Annotated in this window: 11 protein-coding genes and 1 other annotated feature (1 of these 12 only partly in view); all 11 genes read right to left on the bottom strand. The window is 32.9% G+C overall.

Annotated features, from left to right (window positions below):
• Positions 1 to 14 precede the first annotated feature (14 nt).
• On the bottom strand, positions 15 to 1,025 hold the full coding sequence (locus tag DP68_RS11145) for an aldo/keto reductase (RefSeq protein WP_035309502.1): 1,011 nt from the start codon (positions 1,023 to 1,025) through the stop codon (positions 15 to 17).
• 217 nt (positions 1,026 to 1,242) lie between these two features.
• Complete coding sequence (gene pyk / locus DP68_RS11140) at positions 1,243 to 3,000, bottom strand: pyruvate kinase (RefSeq protein ID WP_035309500.1); 1,758 nt, start codon at positions 2,998 to 3,000, stop codon at positions 1,243 to 1,245.
• A gap of 77 nt (positions 3,001 to 3,077) precedes the next feature.
• The gene (gene pfkA / locus DP68_RS11135) at positions 3,078 to 4,037 is read right to left on the bottom strand and encodes a 6-phosphofructokinase (RefSeq protein WP_035309498.1); all 960 of its coding nucleotides are present in this window, start codon (positions 4,035 to 4,037) and stop codon (positions 3,078 to 3,080) included.
• A gap of 266 nt (positions 4,038 to 4,303) precedes the next feature.
• Positions 4,304 to 7,807, bottom strand: coding sequence for a DNA polymerase III subunit alpha (locus tag DP68_RS11130; protein WP_035309496.1), 3,504 nt, complete (start codon positions 7,805 to 7,807; stop codon positions 4,304 to 4,306).
• A gap of 104 nt (positions 7,808 to 7,911) precedes the next feature.
• The gene (locus DP68_RS11125; protein WP_035309494.1) at positions 7,912 to 9,240 is read right to left on the bottom strand and encodes a DRTGG domain-containing protein; all 1,329 of its coding nucleotides are present in this window, start codon (positions 9,238 to 9,240) and stop codon (positions 7,912 to 7,914) included.
• A 1-nt stretch (position 9,241) separates the two neighbouring features.
• Positions 9,242 to 10,195, bottom strand: a complete 954-nt coding sequence (gene whiA / locus DP68_RS11120; protein WP_035309492.1) for a DNA-binding protein WhiA — start codon at positions 10,193 to 10,195, stop codon at positions 9,242 to 9,244.
• Positions 10,196 to 10,200: 5 nt separating this feature from the next.
• Positions 10,201 to 11,535 carry a gluconeogenesis factor YvcK family protein gene (locus DP68_RS11115; RefSeq protein WP_035309489.1) on the bottom strand — a complete coding sequence of 445 codons (1,335 nt, stop codon included), beginning with the start codon at positions 11,533 to 11,535 and terminating at the stop codon, positions 10,201 to 10,203.
• Entirely contained in the window at positions 11,532 to 12,416 is an 885-nt protein-coding gene (gene rapZ, locus DP68_RS11110; protein ID WP_035309487.1) for an RNase adapter RapZ, read from the bottom strand. The genes DP68_RS11115 and rapZ overlap by 4 nt, the downstream gene beginning before the upstream one ends.
• Before the next feature lie 243 nt (positions 12,417 to 12,659).
• Positions 12,660 to 13,577 (bottom strand): UDP-N-acetylmuramate dehydrogenase, encoded by a 918-nt coding sequence (murB, locus tag DP68_RS11105; RefSeq protein ID WP_035309486.1) that lies wholly within the window; start codon positions 13,575 to 13,577, stop codon positions 12,660 to 12,662.
• Between the two features lie 202 nt (positions 13,578 to 13,779).
• Positions 13,780 to 15,648 carry an excinuclease ABC subunit UvrC gene (uvrC, locus tag DP68_RS11100; protein ID WP_035309484.1) on the bottom strand — a complete coding sequence of 623 codons (1,869 nt, stop codon included), beginning with the start codon at positions 15,646 to 15,648 and terminating at the stop codon, positions 13,780 to 13,782.
• 107 nt (positions 15,649 to 15,755) lie between these two features.
• Positions 15,756 to 16,361 carry a metal-dependent hydrolase gene (locus tag DP68_RS11095; protein ID WP_035309482.1) on the bottom strand — a complete coding sequence of 202 codons (606 nt, stop codon included), beginning with the start codon at positions 16,359 to 16,361 and terminating at the stop codon, positions 15,756 to 15,758.
• A 213-nt stretch (positions 16,362 to 16,574) separates the two neighbouring features.
• Positions 16,575 to 16,764: a binding site (T-box leader), on the top strand (it continues 71 nt past the right edge of the window).

Below are 16,764 nucleotides of genomic sequence, written 5' to 3'. Positions count from 1 at the left end.
AATTTTCTAAATCCTTATTCGTTAAAAATCTTTCTTACCTTTTTCAGCATATTCCTTATAGGTAAGTCATAAGGGCATCTTTCCTCACAAATTCCACATTCTATGCAGTCCTTTGCTCTACGCTCTGTGCTTTGGTATCTATCATTTGCCCAATCTGGAAGTCCATATCTTTCCTTATATGCTTGAAGTACAAATATACTTGGAATATCTATACCTGCAGTACATGGTGCACAATAACTGCATCTTCTGCAAAACTCTGTTCCAAGCTCCTCTGATATCTTTCTCATTTCTTCTTTTTCATCCTCAGTTAAAGTATCTTCTGAGCTTCCTGCATTACAGTTTATATCTACTTCACTTAAAGAAGCCATTCCTGGAATTGCAGTAGTTATATTATCATTTGAAAGTATAAATTTTATTGCTAAATCTCCCTTAGTTAAAGCTCCCCCTGCCATAGGTTTCATTGCTATTACACCAATATTTAATTCTTTAGCTCTTTTGAAGACTTCTTCCCCTTGAGTTTCCACTATGTTATACGGATACATAATTGTTTCAAATTTTCCTGTTTCTATAGCTACCTTAAGCATATCTACACTATGCGAGGTTATTCCTATATGTTTTATAATACCCTTTTGCTTTAATTCTAATAAGGCACTATAAGCTCCATCTTCACTTAAAACCTGATCCAACTGTTCTTGGGTTCTCACATTATGAAATTGATAAAGATCAATATAACTTGTTTGTAAGTTTTTTAAGCTTATCTCCACGTCTTTAAGCATGGACTCCCTATCTCTTGCCATAGATTTAGTTGCTATAATCCATTTTTCTCTTCTTCCCTTAAGAGCATTACCTATTAACTCTTCCGAAATTGTGTATCCCCTTGCAGAATCTATAAAATTTATTCCCTTACTCTCAGCGTATTCCAAAAGCTTTGCAGTTTCCTTTTCATCCACCTTCTGAATCGGTATTCCTCCAAATCCAACTGATGATACCTTAAGCCCCGTACTTCCTAAAACTTTGTATTTCAAACTTTACACCCCCGTTTAATTGTAATTAAGTTTATAATTTTAAATTTAATCTCTTTTTTACCTTAAAACTATAAACTTTATTTATTGATTTAAGGCAATAGGTACTAAAGCCTAGGAGTTTTTAAATCATTAATTTTATACAGCAATGATTTTATCAAATTTTACTTAGTAAAATTCTCATATTCCCTAGTATTTAGTACCCTTATTCTAACTTCTATTATACTATATTTACTTTTCCATTATAAACTATTCCACGTTTTACATCCATTGTTATATATGCACCATTTTTTAATATTTCTGTTGCACCACCAGCTCCTGTTATTATAGGTACTTCATTTGTTATACACTGAATAGCTAAGTGAGAAGTTAATCCTCCCTTTTCAGTTATAATTCCTGATATTCTATCTAAAACAGAAATATATTCTATATCTGAATCCCTTACTACTAAAATATCTCCCTTTTCTGCCACCTCAACCGCTTCCCTTGGATTCTTTACAACTTTCACATTACCAAATCCAGGTATATTTCCAGCTCCTCTTCCTTGAACCAATATATCTCCTATCACATGAACCTTTAACATATTTGTGGTTCCAGATAAACTTACCGGTATTCCTGCTGCAATTACTACTAAATCGCCACTTTTAACATAGCCTGACTTTACAGATATATCTACGGATGCATCTATAAGTTCATCAGTAGATTCTACTTGATTTGTAAGTATAGGAAAGACTCCAAAGTTTAATGAAAGCTTTCTTGCTACACTTACGCTTGGTGTTACTGCAATTATAGGACAAGATGGTCTATATTTAGATACCATTCTTGCCGTATATCCACTTTGTGTTGCCGTAATTATAGCTGAAGCATTTAACTCTAAAGCTGCAGTACAAGTTGCAACACTTATAGCATTGGCTACATTAAGTACATGTAGTTCCTTTCTTTTGTTTAATATCGCTTGATAATCAAGTTGTGATTCTGTAGCCTGAGCTATTCTTGACATAGTTGTAGCTGCTTCTACAGGGTATTTACCACTTGCAGTTTCTCCACTAAGCATTATAGCGTCAGTTCCATCAAATATTGCATTTGCAATATCTGAAGCCTCAGCTCTTGTAGGTCTTGGATTTCTTATCATGGAATCAAGCATCTGAGTTGCTGTTATAACAGCCTTACCTGCCTTGTTACACTTTTCTATTATCATCTTTTGAACTAATGGTACTTGCTCAATTGGAATTTCAACTCCCATATCTCCTCTAGCAACCATTATTCCATCAGAAAGTCTTATTATTTCATCTATATTTTCTACACCTTGATGATTTTCTATCTTGGAGAATATTTGAATATCTCCTCCTCCATTTTCCTCAAGTACTTTTCTTATAGCCAAAACGTCAGATCCTCTTCTTATAAATGAAGCTGCAACCATATCTACATTCATTTCACATCCAAATTTTAAATCTCCCTTATCCCTTTCAGTAAGAGAAGGAAGTGATGTACATACTCCTGGAACATTTACACCTTTATGATTTCCTACCATTCCACTATTTTTCACTATACAGTGAATTTTATTTTCCTCTGTAGATTCAACCTCAAGTCCTACAAGGCCATCATCTATAAGAATCATATTGCCTGGCTTTACATCTTCCCAAAGCTTATCATAACTTATTGAGCACTTGGTTTCGTCTCCTAGTACTTCCTCTCCGCAATATATAGTAAACTTATTTCCTTCCTTAAGCTCTAATTTTCCGCCTTCAAAATTCCCTGTTCTTATTTCCGGACCCTTAGTATCAAGTATTATTGCAACTTCTTTATTATATTTCTTACTTATACTTCTTACCATTTCCATTCTTATCTTGTGTTCCTCGTGAGTACCATGCGAAAAATTATGTCTTGAAGCATTCATCCCGATTTTTATAAGTTCTGATAACACTTTCTCATTATCACTTGCAGGACCTATTGTAAAAACCATTTTAGTCTTTTGCATAAAAATCCCCTCCAGTTTTAATTTGTAATCTTATCTTTTAAATTGCAAAATTGTATTAATCTATTATCTAATATTTCTTAATATGATAACGCCTCTGCTATACTATATAACTTTTCATCAAAGCTTCTTTTTATAGCAAGAGCCTCATCTATGTCTTCATCTATTGTTTTTCCATCCTTTATACCTACTACTCTTGCTGATTTTCCTTCAAGCAATAATTCTACTGCTCTGTATCCTAAGCGTGAAGCTAGTATTCTATCACTTGCAGTGGGACTTCCACCTCTTTGTATATGTCCGAGAATGGTCGCTCTTGCTCCTATGCCTGTAACTTCTTCAATTTTACTTGCTATTTCATTTGCGCCTCCAACACCTTCTGCAACTATTATTAAATTATGCATTTTTCCACGTAGCTTACCTTCTAAAATAGTTTTACATAATGAATTTATGTCATATCCTTTTTCAGGAACTATTATACTTTCTGCTCCACCTGCAAGTCCTGCATAAAGCGCTATATCTCCGCAGTTTCTTCCCATAACTTCTACTATGCTTACTCTTTCATGAGAAGTAGAGGTATCTCTTAATTTATTTATAGCATCAAGTACTGTATTTACTGCAGTATCAAAACCTATAGTACAGTCTGTATAAGAAAGGTCATTATCAATTGTTCCCGGAATCCCTACCATCTTTATTCCATACTTTGATAACGCTTGCCCTCCATGAAAAGATCCATCTCCTCCTATAACTACTAATCCATCTATTCCAAAAGCATTTAATATTGCAACTCCCTTTTTTTGTCCCGCTTCAGTTCTGAATTCTTCTGATCTGGCAGTTCTAAGTATGGTTCCACCTCTATGTATGATATCAGCCACACTTCTTCTATCCATTTCGAAAATTTCTCCATTTATAAGGCCACTAAATCCTCTTTGTACTCCCATTACAGATAAACCTTTATCTAAACCTGTCCTTACCACTGCTCTTATGGCAGCATTCATGCCAGGTGCATCTCCACCACTGGTTAAAACAGCAATCTTTTTCATAACAATCCCTCCGCAGTCAAATTTTCAATAAGAATTTCTTCTAATATTATTGTTTCTATGTAAAATTATATCCACAATAACACTTTTTAAGCCGCTTGGACACTTTTCGTCCCACTATCTTTATAATGAAAACATCTAATACTACCTATAATTAATTTTAATAAAATTATGACTTTTATGCAATCTTTTCCTATAAATATAATTAAAAATAAGCAAAACATTATGAGATAATTATCTCCTAATATTTTGCTTATTCTTATTAGACTTTATACTACCTTAATATTTTCTATGCCAAATTGATTTTTTAAAAATGTAAGAAGTTCTTTTTCTCCATTTACCCAAAGTTCTTTATTCATTACAAAGGCTTTATTGATACTTTTTACATATAAATATATCGGAACATTTCCTTTATAACTTGGACATATTATCTTTAACTGTCTTAAACTAGGCTGAAGTTCTTCTTCTGTATCTATCCTAATATATACTTTTTCAATGCTGCTGACTAAAAGCTCACTTATGTCCTCACATAATATTTTAGGCGCTTCATCTTCTCTAATGGATACCCTTCCACTAGCCAGTATTATGGCATCTTCATTTATAAGCTGTCGAACTTTATTAAAGACTTTAGGAAATACCACAAGTTCAATAATTCCATATAAATCTTCTAACTCAACAAAAGCCATCATATCATTATTTTTAGTAAGCTTTTTATTTACAGAAGTGATTATGCCGCCTATTTTTACCTTTTGTCCATCCTTTACTTTCTTGTCCTGCACTAGTACTCCCTCACTATCTTCTTCTAAGGTTCCTGAGGAAATTATTTCTCCAATATTAATACTAGTCTTGTTCTTTAAAACTTCCTTATGCTCTTCCAAAGGATGTCCAGAAAGATATAAACCTGTCATTTCCTTTTCCATAAACAGCAAATGTTTTTTATCAAATTCTCTTATCTCAGGATATTTTATATCTATTGGATCTATTTGCTCATCTCCAAAATCTGAAAATAGGTTTATTTGACCTTGTATGTTCTTTTTCTTATCGCCATTTATTCCGTCCATTACCTTTTCATGTACAGCCAAAAGCCTTGAACGATATACTCCAAAGGAGTCTAAAGCTCCTGCCTTTATTAAACTTTCCACTGCTCTTTTATTTATTACACCTAGGTCCACTTTGTTGCAAAAATCTAGTAAATCTTTAAATTTACCCTTTTCACTTCTAACCTTTGCTATATTTTCAATAACATTAACACCTACATTTTTTATAGCTGCTATTCCAAATCTAATTTGTTCTCCCTGAACAGTAAACTTTGTGTAACTTTCATTTATATCTGGAGGAAGTATTTCTATTCCTCTTTCATTTGCAAATCTTATATAAAAAGCGACTTTTTCACTGCTTCCCATTACACTGTTTAGCATTGCTGCAATAAATTCTGTTGTATAATATCTCATCAAATATGCTGTTTGATATGCAACTACGGCATATGCTGCTGCATGAGATTTGTTAAAAGCATAACTCGCGAAATCCATCATTTGATCAAATATTTTATTTGCAGCTGCCTCACTAATACCATTTCTTAAACATCCTGGTACTTCTACATTGCCATTTTCATCTATAATTCCATATATGAAGTTTTTGCGTTCTTCTTCCATAACTTTGTGCTTTTTCTTAGACATAGCACGTCTAACTAAGTCCGCACGCCCCATGGAGTATCCCGCTAAATCTCTAACTATTTGCATAACCTGTTCTTGATATACCATTACTCCATAGGTGACATTTAGTATATGCTCAAGTTGAGGAGTTTCATATTCAACATTTTCCGGATGCCTTTTATTTTCAACATACCTTGGTATTTCCGCCATAGGACCTGGTCTGTAAAGACTTATTCCAGCTATTATATCCTCAAAAGAATCCGGTTTTAAATCCTTCATAAAGGATGTCATCCCCGAGGACTCTAGCTGAAAGGCTCCTACAGTTTTTCCTTCGCCAAGCATCTTATATACATTTTTATCATCAAAGCTTATACTATCTAAATCTATTTCTATTCCTTTATTTTCTTTTATCATATTTACCGCATCTGTCATAACAGTTAGTGTTCTAAGACCCAAGAAATCCATCTTCAAAAGCCCAAGCTCTTCTAAAGTTCCCATGGTAAATTGAGTTACAATGTTTCCTTCGTTTCTTTGAAGTGGCACATAGGTTACTAAAGGGTTTGAGGCAATTACAACTCCTGCCGCATGAGTAGAAGTATGTCTTGGCAGCCCCTCTAAAGCTCTTGCCACATCTATGAGATCTTTAGTTCTTGTCTCTTCTTCATAAGCTGTACTAAGTTCTGGATTTAACTCTAATGCCTTATCTATGGTTATGTTCAGCATAGTTGGAATCATCTTAGCTATTCTATCCACTTCAGAATAAGGATAGTTCATTGCTCTACCTACATCCCTAATGCATGCTCTTGCTGCCATAGTTCCAAAGGTTACAATTTGAGATACATTTTCTTTACCATACTTATCTACTACGTAATCTATTACTTCCTGTCTTCTTTCGTAGCAAAAGTCAGAGTCTATATCTGGCATACTTATTCTTTCAGGATTTAAAAATCTCTCATAAAGCAAATTATACTTAATAGGATCAATCTTAGTTATCCCCAATGTGTATGCGACTAAGGATCCCGCTGCACTACCCCTTCCAGGACCAGTTGGTATACCGCTTTCTACTGCAAATCTTATAAAATCCCAAACTATAAGGAAGTAATCCACATACCCCATTTGATTTATAACTCCAAGCTCATATTCAAGCCTTTGAATAAGCTCTTCAGTTATAGTTTCATATCTTTCCTCTAAGCCTTTTAAACATACATCCTTTAAATACTCATAATGATCTTTTCCTTCAGGCAGCGGAAAACTTGGAAGCTTGGATTTATGAAACTCATAATCAAAATTACACTGTTCTGCAATCTTAACGGTATTTTCCAGTGCCTCAGGTACGTGAGAAAACAATTGATACATTTCCTCAGGAGATTTCAAATAAAACTCATCTGAAGGATATCTCATTCTCTCCTCTTCATCTACAGTTTTTGCTGTTTGTATGCAAAGAAGTACATCATGGGATCTATAATCTTCTTTTTTAATATAATGGACGTCATTAGTTGCAACCAGTGGTATATCAAGTCTTTTCGACATTTCGATTATCTCTTTATTTACCTTAAGCTGTTCTTTCATGCCATGATATTGAAGTTCTAAGTAAAATCCATCTTTAAATATTTCCTTATATAGCAACGCTGTTTTCTCTGCCTTTTGTATATTATCCTGCAATATGTAGGCTTGTATTTCTCCACCTAAGCAGGCACTTAATGCAATAAGCCCTTCGCTATGTTCTCTTAAAACTTCATGATCCACTCTTGGTTTGTAATAAAATCCTTCTATGGATGCCTTAGACACTATCTTCATCAAGTTTTCATAGCCCTTTTCATTTTTCACTAAAAGAACCAGATGATATATGTCATTTTCTTTGTCATTTACTTTTATGTGCATAGACTTTGGTACTACATATATCTCACAACCTATTATAGGCTTTATGCCTTGCTCTTTAGCTTCTTGATAAAATTCTACACATCCATACATCACTCCATGATCCGTTATAGCAATGCTGTCCATACCTAATTCCTTAGTTCTTTTTATAAGATCAGGGATTTTTGCTGAAGAATCTAAAAGGGAATATCCCGTATGTTGATGCAAGCTTACCCACTGAGGCTGATTTACCGCTTGTTCCATAATACCTCTCCCTTCCTTAGTATATTTAGTTTAATTTAAAATTTAGCTTCTATTTTAAATCTCAAGTCGCCAGCGGCTAGCACCTGGTTACTGGTCACTGGTTACTAACTACGTATCGCCTTGGCCAGCATCATACATTTTGCTATTAAATCACCCTTGCCATTATTCATCTCCACTTCTACTTTATAAAAACTTCTTCCAACTATTTTACAAGAATTTCTTCCATAATCCATTATTTCAGCATATATATCTACCTTCTCATCCATCTGCAGTGGCTTTACAAAGTAAGTAGATACATTATCAACAATTAAATTAATGGTGTCTCTTTCCTTAATTGCAAGCATTCCCACTGTAGTTAATAGCATGTTTAATGCCCCCCAGGATGCAGTACCTATGGGATCAAGCATTTCAGGTACAATCTTACCCGAGAAACAAACTTTGTCCTCTCTCTTTTCACAATTAAACTTTTTAAGTATTATCGACTCTAAGTTTTCTCCCACTTGTAGCTGATTACTCACACGCTTGAGGGCTCTTATTATATTTTCCCTTTTTAATACACCAACTAGTTTTTTATTATAATTTACCGGACAAAACTCCATTGCTTGACTTTCCATTAAATGTGCTGCATATGCTGCAGTGTCGCCAATTTCCAAAAATAAAAAATTCTTATCCATTATTCTCTCTATCTTTTCATCATCCCCTATTTTAGATGAAAGATTTCTAAGTCCTACAACCCCCACCAGCTTCATATCATCATTTACTACAGGAAATAAAGCTTCTGAAGCCTCTAATGTAAGCTCCTTAAGTCTTGTTATTTTATCTTCAGTCTTTAAAAAAGGATACTGTATATCCATAACATCCTTTACCAATACAATATCCTTCTTAACCATAGTTTCAGACATGGCCTTATTTATCATAGTAGCTATAGTGAAGGTATCGTAAGGAGTTAATATTACTGGAAGCTTAAATTCATTCGCAAGGTCTTTTATATCCTCACTACACTTAAATCCTCCAGTTATTATAACACCACAACCTTTTTCTAAAGCCAATCTATGAACTATTTCTCTATTTCCTGCAATTATGATACATCCTTCATATATATACTCGCTTATTGCTTCGGGAGTCATTGCCCCTATTACAAATTGATTTAGAGTTTTATGGATTCCATCTTTGCCTGCAACTAAATTCCCATTAATTATATTTACAACTTCTCCAAAAGTCAGCATATGTTCACTTTTTCTTTCAAGCTTTTCTATTCTAACGGTGCCGATTCTTGGGATAGTTGTTACAAGACCTAATGCCTCACATTCCTTAATTCCCTTGTAGGCAGTTCCCTCACTTATATTTAAGTTAGATGCCATAGTTCTTACAGAAATCTTGGTTCCCACTTGAAGGGAAGTAATATAATTTATAACTTTATTGTGCTTAGACATATTACTTACCTTCCTTTCTCAATTCTTCTGCAATTTTTTCAATTCTTCTAAGCCTGTGATTTACACCAGATTTGCCCACAGGAGGATTTAACATTTCCCCTAATTCTTTCAGGGATTCATCTGGATATTTTAACCTTACCTCTGCAATTTCACGTAGGTTTTTTGCAAGTCTTTGAAGACCTACTTCCCTTTGTATAAGCTTTATACTTTCTATTTGCCTTACCGCTGCATTTACAGTTTTACTTAAATTTGCAGTTTCGCAGTTAACCAATCTATTTACGTTATTTCTCATTTCCTTCATAATACGTACATTTTCTAATTCTAAAAGAGATGTATGAGCTCCAATTACATTAAGAAGATCTATTATCTGTTCTCCTTCTTTTATGTAAATTATATAGCTGTTTTTTCTTTGTATAACTTTAGAATTTAGTCCATAAAAATTTATTATATCACTTAGTTTTTTTGCATATTCTTCATTATGTGTAACAAATTCTAAATGATAGGTTTTTTCTGGATTACTTATACTTCCTCCCCCTAAAAAGGCTCCTCTTATATAAGCTCTTTTAGTAGAATCATCTGGTATCATTTCATCAGAAATACCATAGTTTAAAGAAAGCATTCCTTCTTCCTCTATTAAAACCTCTGTTTTAGTTAAAATTCCTTTAACATCTGAATCTTCTGTTATAACTACAATGTATAAGTTATTTTTTTTAAAAGAATTACTTCTCTTCATCATTATTTTTGCATGAATATTAAAGTACTCCTTAAGTAATCTAAAAACAACTCTTGCAATAGCAGCATTTTCTGTGGTAATTTTAAAGCTTATCTTTCGGTTACTTCCAAAAGTTAATGTCCCACTTGCTCTCATTATTGCCGATAGCTCTGCTAAAGCTTCTTCCTCTGACAATTTTGTATATCTACACACTTCGTTTTTTACTTTAGCTGAAAATGACATATTTTTTACTCCCTATTCTTTTTTTCTTTTAATCTTTCAGATAAATAGAAGTATTCTATAATCTTCTTTTTATCGTACAGCAATGTTTTTTCCATTATAGTTTCTATTATCATAGATGCTAGCTTTTCAGAGTTATGTCTTATAAAACCATTTTTGATACTTATTAAATCCCCATCAATTCTTTTAATATTCATAGAATTTATCACATCTATATCTACATTAACCATATGTGACTCTTCTTCCTTATATTTTCCTTGAAGCCCCTCTTCTACTCCTCCATTATTTACTATTACATAGTCAATAACTTCATCTCCTGCATGTCTAAAAATAGATTTAATATGGTCGCTTACAGCATAATTATCAGTTTCTCCAGGCTGAGTCATTATATTGGAGACATATATTTTAATAGCAGTAGTTCTTTTAAGAGCAGAACTTATATCTTTAATAAGCAAGTTAGGAATAACACTTGTGTATAGGCTTCCCGGTCCTAGTATGATAGCATCAGCTTCTCTTATGGCATTTACAGCTTCCTTAAGCGCTCTAGCATCTTTAGGTTCTATAAAAACCCTGTTTATTGGGCTTTTCTGCCTTAATGCTTCCTCAGGAATCATAGACTCTCCTTCTACTATGCTTCCATTCTCAAGTTCAGCCTTTAATACCACATTCTCTAAAGTAACAGGGATAACCTTCCCTGTTACCGCAAGAACTGAGCTCATCTTTTGAACTGCCTCTTCAAATGTAGTTGATATGCCGTCCATAGCAGCTAAAAACAAATTCCCAAAACTTTGATTCTTAAGTCTTCCATCTTTAAATCTATATTGAAGTAGTTCCTCCATTAAAGGTTCTGTATCAGATAGCGCTAAAATACAGTTTCTTATATCCCCTGGAGGCAGTATTCCAAGGTCCTCTCTTAAGTCTCCAGAACCTCCCCCATCATCTGCAACAGTAACTATTGCAGTTATATTAGAGGTATAATATTTTAATCCTCTAAGCATTGTAGAAAGCCCTGTTCCTCCTCCTATTGCAACTATTTTAGGGCCCTTTACTAGTAATCTTTTTTCATATATTAGTGTTTCTAACTTTTTTGAATCTAAAGACACATTTAAATAACCTTTATTTATAAGTGCAATAATAGAGCGCATTCCTTGAGTTACAGACATATATAGTACAAATAGACCTAGTGTAATTAAAAACACATAAAAAGCCATATAATAAAAGCTATATAATCTATGTCTTACAAACTCTAAAAGAGCAAATGCAATAAAAAGTATTCCCATGGCCCCAAGTAATATCCATCTTTTCACCTTGATTCCCGGCCTAAGCCAATCTAGTATTTTCATACCTTTTTACCACCCTTATTGATATCTTCATTTATATCTCTGTGGTCTAAACTAGCCTTGTGTCCATCTTCTTTTAGCTTTTTATATATAGCATTTGCAATGGCAACTGATCGATGTCTACCACCAGTGCAACCTATTGATACAATAAGCTGTCTTTTTCCTTCCCTCTGATAATTTGGTATTAAAAAATTTAACATATCCTGTAGCTTCTCAATAAAATCCTTAGTTTCATTATATCCCATAACGTACTCTACCACAGGAGTATCATTTCCTGAAAACTCCTTAAGCTCTGGAATATAAAATGGATTAGGCAAAAATCTAACATCAAATACTAAGTCAGAGTCTACTGGAATTCCATATTTAAATCCAAAAGAAAGCACTGTAATCATAAGCTGAGTTTCCAGCTGTCCTTCTTCCCCATAGACCCTTGTGATTTCTTCTCTTAATACCATATTTGTAAAGTTAGAGGTATCTATTATATTATCTGCGTTATCCTTTACCTCTCTAAGTGCTTTTCTTTCCTCTACTATTCCGTTTAGGATTCTGCCCTCTGGTGCTAATGGGTGTTTTCTTCTGCACTCTTTAAATCTTTTTACTAACACCTCATCTGAAGCATCTAAAAATAAAATTTCATACTTATAATTTTGGCTTTTCAAATAACTTAAACTTTGAAATAAGTCATTGAAGAACTCTCCACCTCTTATATCAATTACTAATGCAATTTTATCTATCTTTCCCCTCGCCTCATAGCAGACTTCTGCAAACTTAGGTATGAGGGTAGGTGGCAAGTTATCTATACAAAAGTACCCTAGGTCCTCTAAATTTCTAATAGCTTGAGTCTTTCCTGCACCGGACATTCCTGTTACAATTACAAATCTCATTTCTAACCCTCCTTACATCATTTATAGAAATCCTTCATTACACTTCGCAATTTATTTAAATCTTTTATTATTTATTATAACATATTTCAATTACCAATTATGAATTTTAAGCTTTGAATTTAGTATGGAAATTTTATCTGAAATAGCTATTATTAATTGGTATAAATATGTATTAATATCTGTTAAAAATAAAAGTTAAGGATATATACATATGTACTTAATCCTTAACCTTTAAATGTAATATTATTTCTCTTCGCCTACTATCATAACTTCTGTATGAAGATCAACGTTGAAATTTTCTTTTACTGTTTCTTGAACCTTTTTAATCAAGTCTAAAATATCCTGAGCATTTGCATTTCCCTTATTTATAATAAATCCTGAATGCTTTGATGAAACTTCTGCATCCCCTATGTTTATGCCCTTTAGCCCACTGTCTTCTATTAGCTTTGCCGCAAAGTAACCCTCAGGTCTCTTAAAAGTACTTCCCGCAGAAGGATATTCTAGTGGCTGCTTTTCTGTTCTTCTTCTAGTCAAGTCATCTATTCTTTCATGTATCTTTTCACACTCACCATTTTGAAGCTCAAAGGTTGCTTCAAGTACCGTATATCCGTATTTAATAATGGCACTCATTCTGTATCCAAGTTGTAATTCTTCCTTAGATAACTTCTTTATTTCTCCATCCTTATCTATGACAAGCGCTTCTTTAATTATTTGGGATACTTCTCCATTATATGCTCCTGCATTCATAGTAAGTGCTCCACCTATACTTCCAGGTATTCCAATTGCAAATTCAAATCCTGTAAGGCATTCATCTGCCGCTGCCTTCGAAGTCTTTGAAAGTGATGCACCAGCCCCTGCTGTTACCTTATTCTCACTTATACTTATGTTATCAAGTCTTGTAAGTTTGATAACAATCCCTCTTATTCCGCCATCTCTTACAAGAAGATTTGATCCATTTCCTATAATGAAATATGGTATATGATTTTCATTACAATGTTTTATTAAGTATTGTATATGCGAATAATCCTTTGGAGTTACTAATATGTCCGCTGGACCCCCAACTTTAAAAGATGTATGTGATTTCATTGGTTCATCTATTTTTACATTTTCTTCACCTAAAATATCGTACAATTTTATAGCAAATTCTTTATAACAGCTCATAGTATATTCTCCTTAACATCAAAATTAATACATAAATAAGTATAAAGGATAAGCACCACTTAATCAATATTTATAAAGTCAATTAATAATGAATAAGGTGGAAATAAGTCATTAATGTGGAAACTAAGTTATCTGAATTTTATCCAATTTTATAGAATAATAATCAGCAGCTTCCACCCATTAATTATAACTATTAATTATACTATGCATTATCTTTAAAAAATTCCACTATATTTTGTGCGGATTTTTTATCTATAGATGGAGTTTCTAAAATTTCCTCATAACTTGCCTTTTTTATGCTTTCTACGCTGCCAAATTTCTTTAACAGTTCTTTTCTTCTTCTTTCTCCAACTCCTGGTATATCATCTAATATAGAATGAAAAGTTGTTTTATTTCTCAATGATCTATGATAGGTTATTGCAAATCTATGAACTTCATCTTGAATTCTGGTAATAAGTCTCATTATGTTAGAATATTTTTTAATAGGAAGCTCTTCATTATTATATATAAGCCCTCTTGTATTGTGTTTATCATCTTTTACCATACCACATACAGGAATATCTATATTAAATTCTCTTAATACTTCCAGAGCTATATTTACCTGCCCTTTTCCACCATCCATGAGTATTAAATCAGGAAAAACACAAAACTTTCCCGAGCTTACCTGGAGATTTTTTTCACTTATCGCCTTAATTTCATCTAGTCCATGCTGAAACCTTCTTGTAATAATTTCCCTCATACTTCCATAATCATTTGCTCCAACTACACTATTTATCTTAAATCTCCTATAATCACTATTTTTAGATTTACCATTTTCAAAAACCACCATACTTCCAACTGAGTCCATCCCTTGTATATTGGAAATGTCATAAGCTTCTATCCTCTTTGGAATGTCTTCTAAGTTTAGTATTTCACTGAGTTCTCTTAAAGCTACTTCATAAAGTTCTTTATCTTGAAGTATTTTAATTTTAAACTGCTCTAAAGTTATCTTTGCATTCCTTCGAACCATATCTAAAGTGTCTTTTTTATCTCCCTTTTGAGGAACTTTAATCCAAACTTTAGAACCACGCTTCATAGTGAGCCACTGCTCTAAGAGTTCTTGTTCATCAATATCCTCTACATATATGGACTTAGGGATAAATGCTGCTGCCCCATAAAAACTTTTTATAAAGTCCGATATTATTTCTTTATCTTCCATATCCGCTGAATTTTCTATAATGAAGTGTTCTCTTCCAACTATTTTTCCTTCTCTTAAGAAAAACACCTGAACGCAAACATCTTTTTCATCTTTGTAAAGACTTATAAAATCCTCATTTTCAAAGTTAGAAGTTATAATTTTTTGTTTTTCTGTTACTTTTTTTATGGCATTTATCTTATCTCTAAAAGCCGCTGCCTTTTCAAATTGGAGACTTTCTGCTGACTTTTCCATTTCAACTTCTAAATCTCTTAAAATACCTGCAGACTTCCCAGAAAGAAGACTTGTAATATCACTTATTATACTTTTATACTCTTCCCTACTTATAATCTTTGCACAAGGTCCTTTACAGAGACCTATATGATAATTTAAACAAGGTCTTACACTTTCTTTATCATCTTCTTTTATGACTCTTTTACAAGTCCTTATAGGAAATATCTTTTTTATAAGTTCCAATGTTTCATAAACCGCCGATACATCAGTATATGGACCAAAATATTTTGCTCCATCCTTTATAACATGTCTTGTTACAAATACCCTTGGAAAGTCTTCTGTAGTTGTTACCTTTATAAATGGATAGCTTTTATCATCTTTAAGTAATATATTGTATCGAGGTCTGTGCTTTTTTATTAAGTTACACTCTAATATAAGCGCTTCCATTTCTGAATCGGTAACTATATACTCGAACTCCGCTATATTTTTAACCATAGCCCTTACTTTTTCCGAATGATTACGTGAACTTTGGAAATACTGTCTTACTCGATTTTTAAGCACCTTGGCTTTTCCCACATAAATAACTTCGCCTAAAGCATTTTTCATTATGTAAACCCCAGGTTTATCTGGTAATACTTTTAAATGATATTCAAAATCAAACATCTTATCACCTCTCTTTTAGGTTTTAGGATAAAGGATTTAGGTGCTAGGTAATGTAAAAACTTTGCATAGCAAAGTTTCATCTAATCCTAGTACCTTTCACCTAGTACCTAATTAAATATTCTCGGAAAACTATATATAACATATAAAAGCCCCGCTACAATTATCAGAGTTTCTATAAAATTTCCTATAAAGGAATTAGTCTTAAATGTAATTGGAAGTTTAATGTTTTTTTCCTTGAAAGGATATAAAAGAGGTACTCCCCTATTTGTTGCCATGTCACAAAGTAGATGAAGACCATAACCTAGCATAAAGTAATAAATTAAATTTCTTATTTCATATGCATTTCCTATATATGCTATTTGAAATGCAAACAATATCATTCCCATAAGACTATGAGTAAGACCTTTTCTATGAGATGAAACAGCTATTAAAAGCAAAAATATTCCTATAGTCTTTATATAAGGTTCTTTATCATATAAAAAACTATACCATAAAAATATAATACCACTGCAAGCATATAATACAACCTTAGTCATCTTATTTTTAAAAGGCAGTATATATTGATTAATTATGCTTTTAGGGTGATCTATATCTGGAAGCAGTGATGCAAATGTTACTACAGCTAATCCAGTCAAACTAACCTTATCAGGTAATTTATTATAAAGCAGCAAATAAGTAACTATACCTACACCTGCATGTGTCTTTCCTTTCATAATTATCCTCTCTAATTTTCTACGACTTTGAATTATTTATTTTTTTGCTTATTTTAACCCTATTATACATAAACCCATTAATAATTAATAGCGAACATAGAAGATTTATGTTGAATACTTACTATTCAACAGTTAATAACTAATAAGCATTTCCTATATTTTCAAATGGTATATTGACATTTTATTATATTGGTGCTAAACTACCAACCATACAACAAAACTGCGACGAGAAGAAGTAGAAATCATATGTTTTCAACAGAAAGCTACCGGGTGATGAGAGGTGCAGAAAACAGATTTTGAATACATCTCTGAGTGGCACACTGAAAAGATTTTATATCTTAGTAGGCTGTTGCCGGGTGCGACCGTTACATCGCTAAGGTATAAGCACTTTTGTGCCGTACCC

The organism is Clostridium sp. HMP27 (assembly GCF_000765165.1).
Lineage (GTDB): Bacteria > Bacillota > Clostridia > Clostridiales > Clostridiaceae > Clostridium_AK.
Note: the sequence above shows the minus strand (reverse complement) of the source record. Positions and strands in the feature narration are given on the sequence as shown.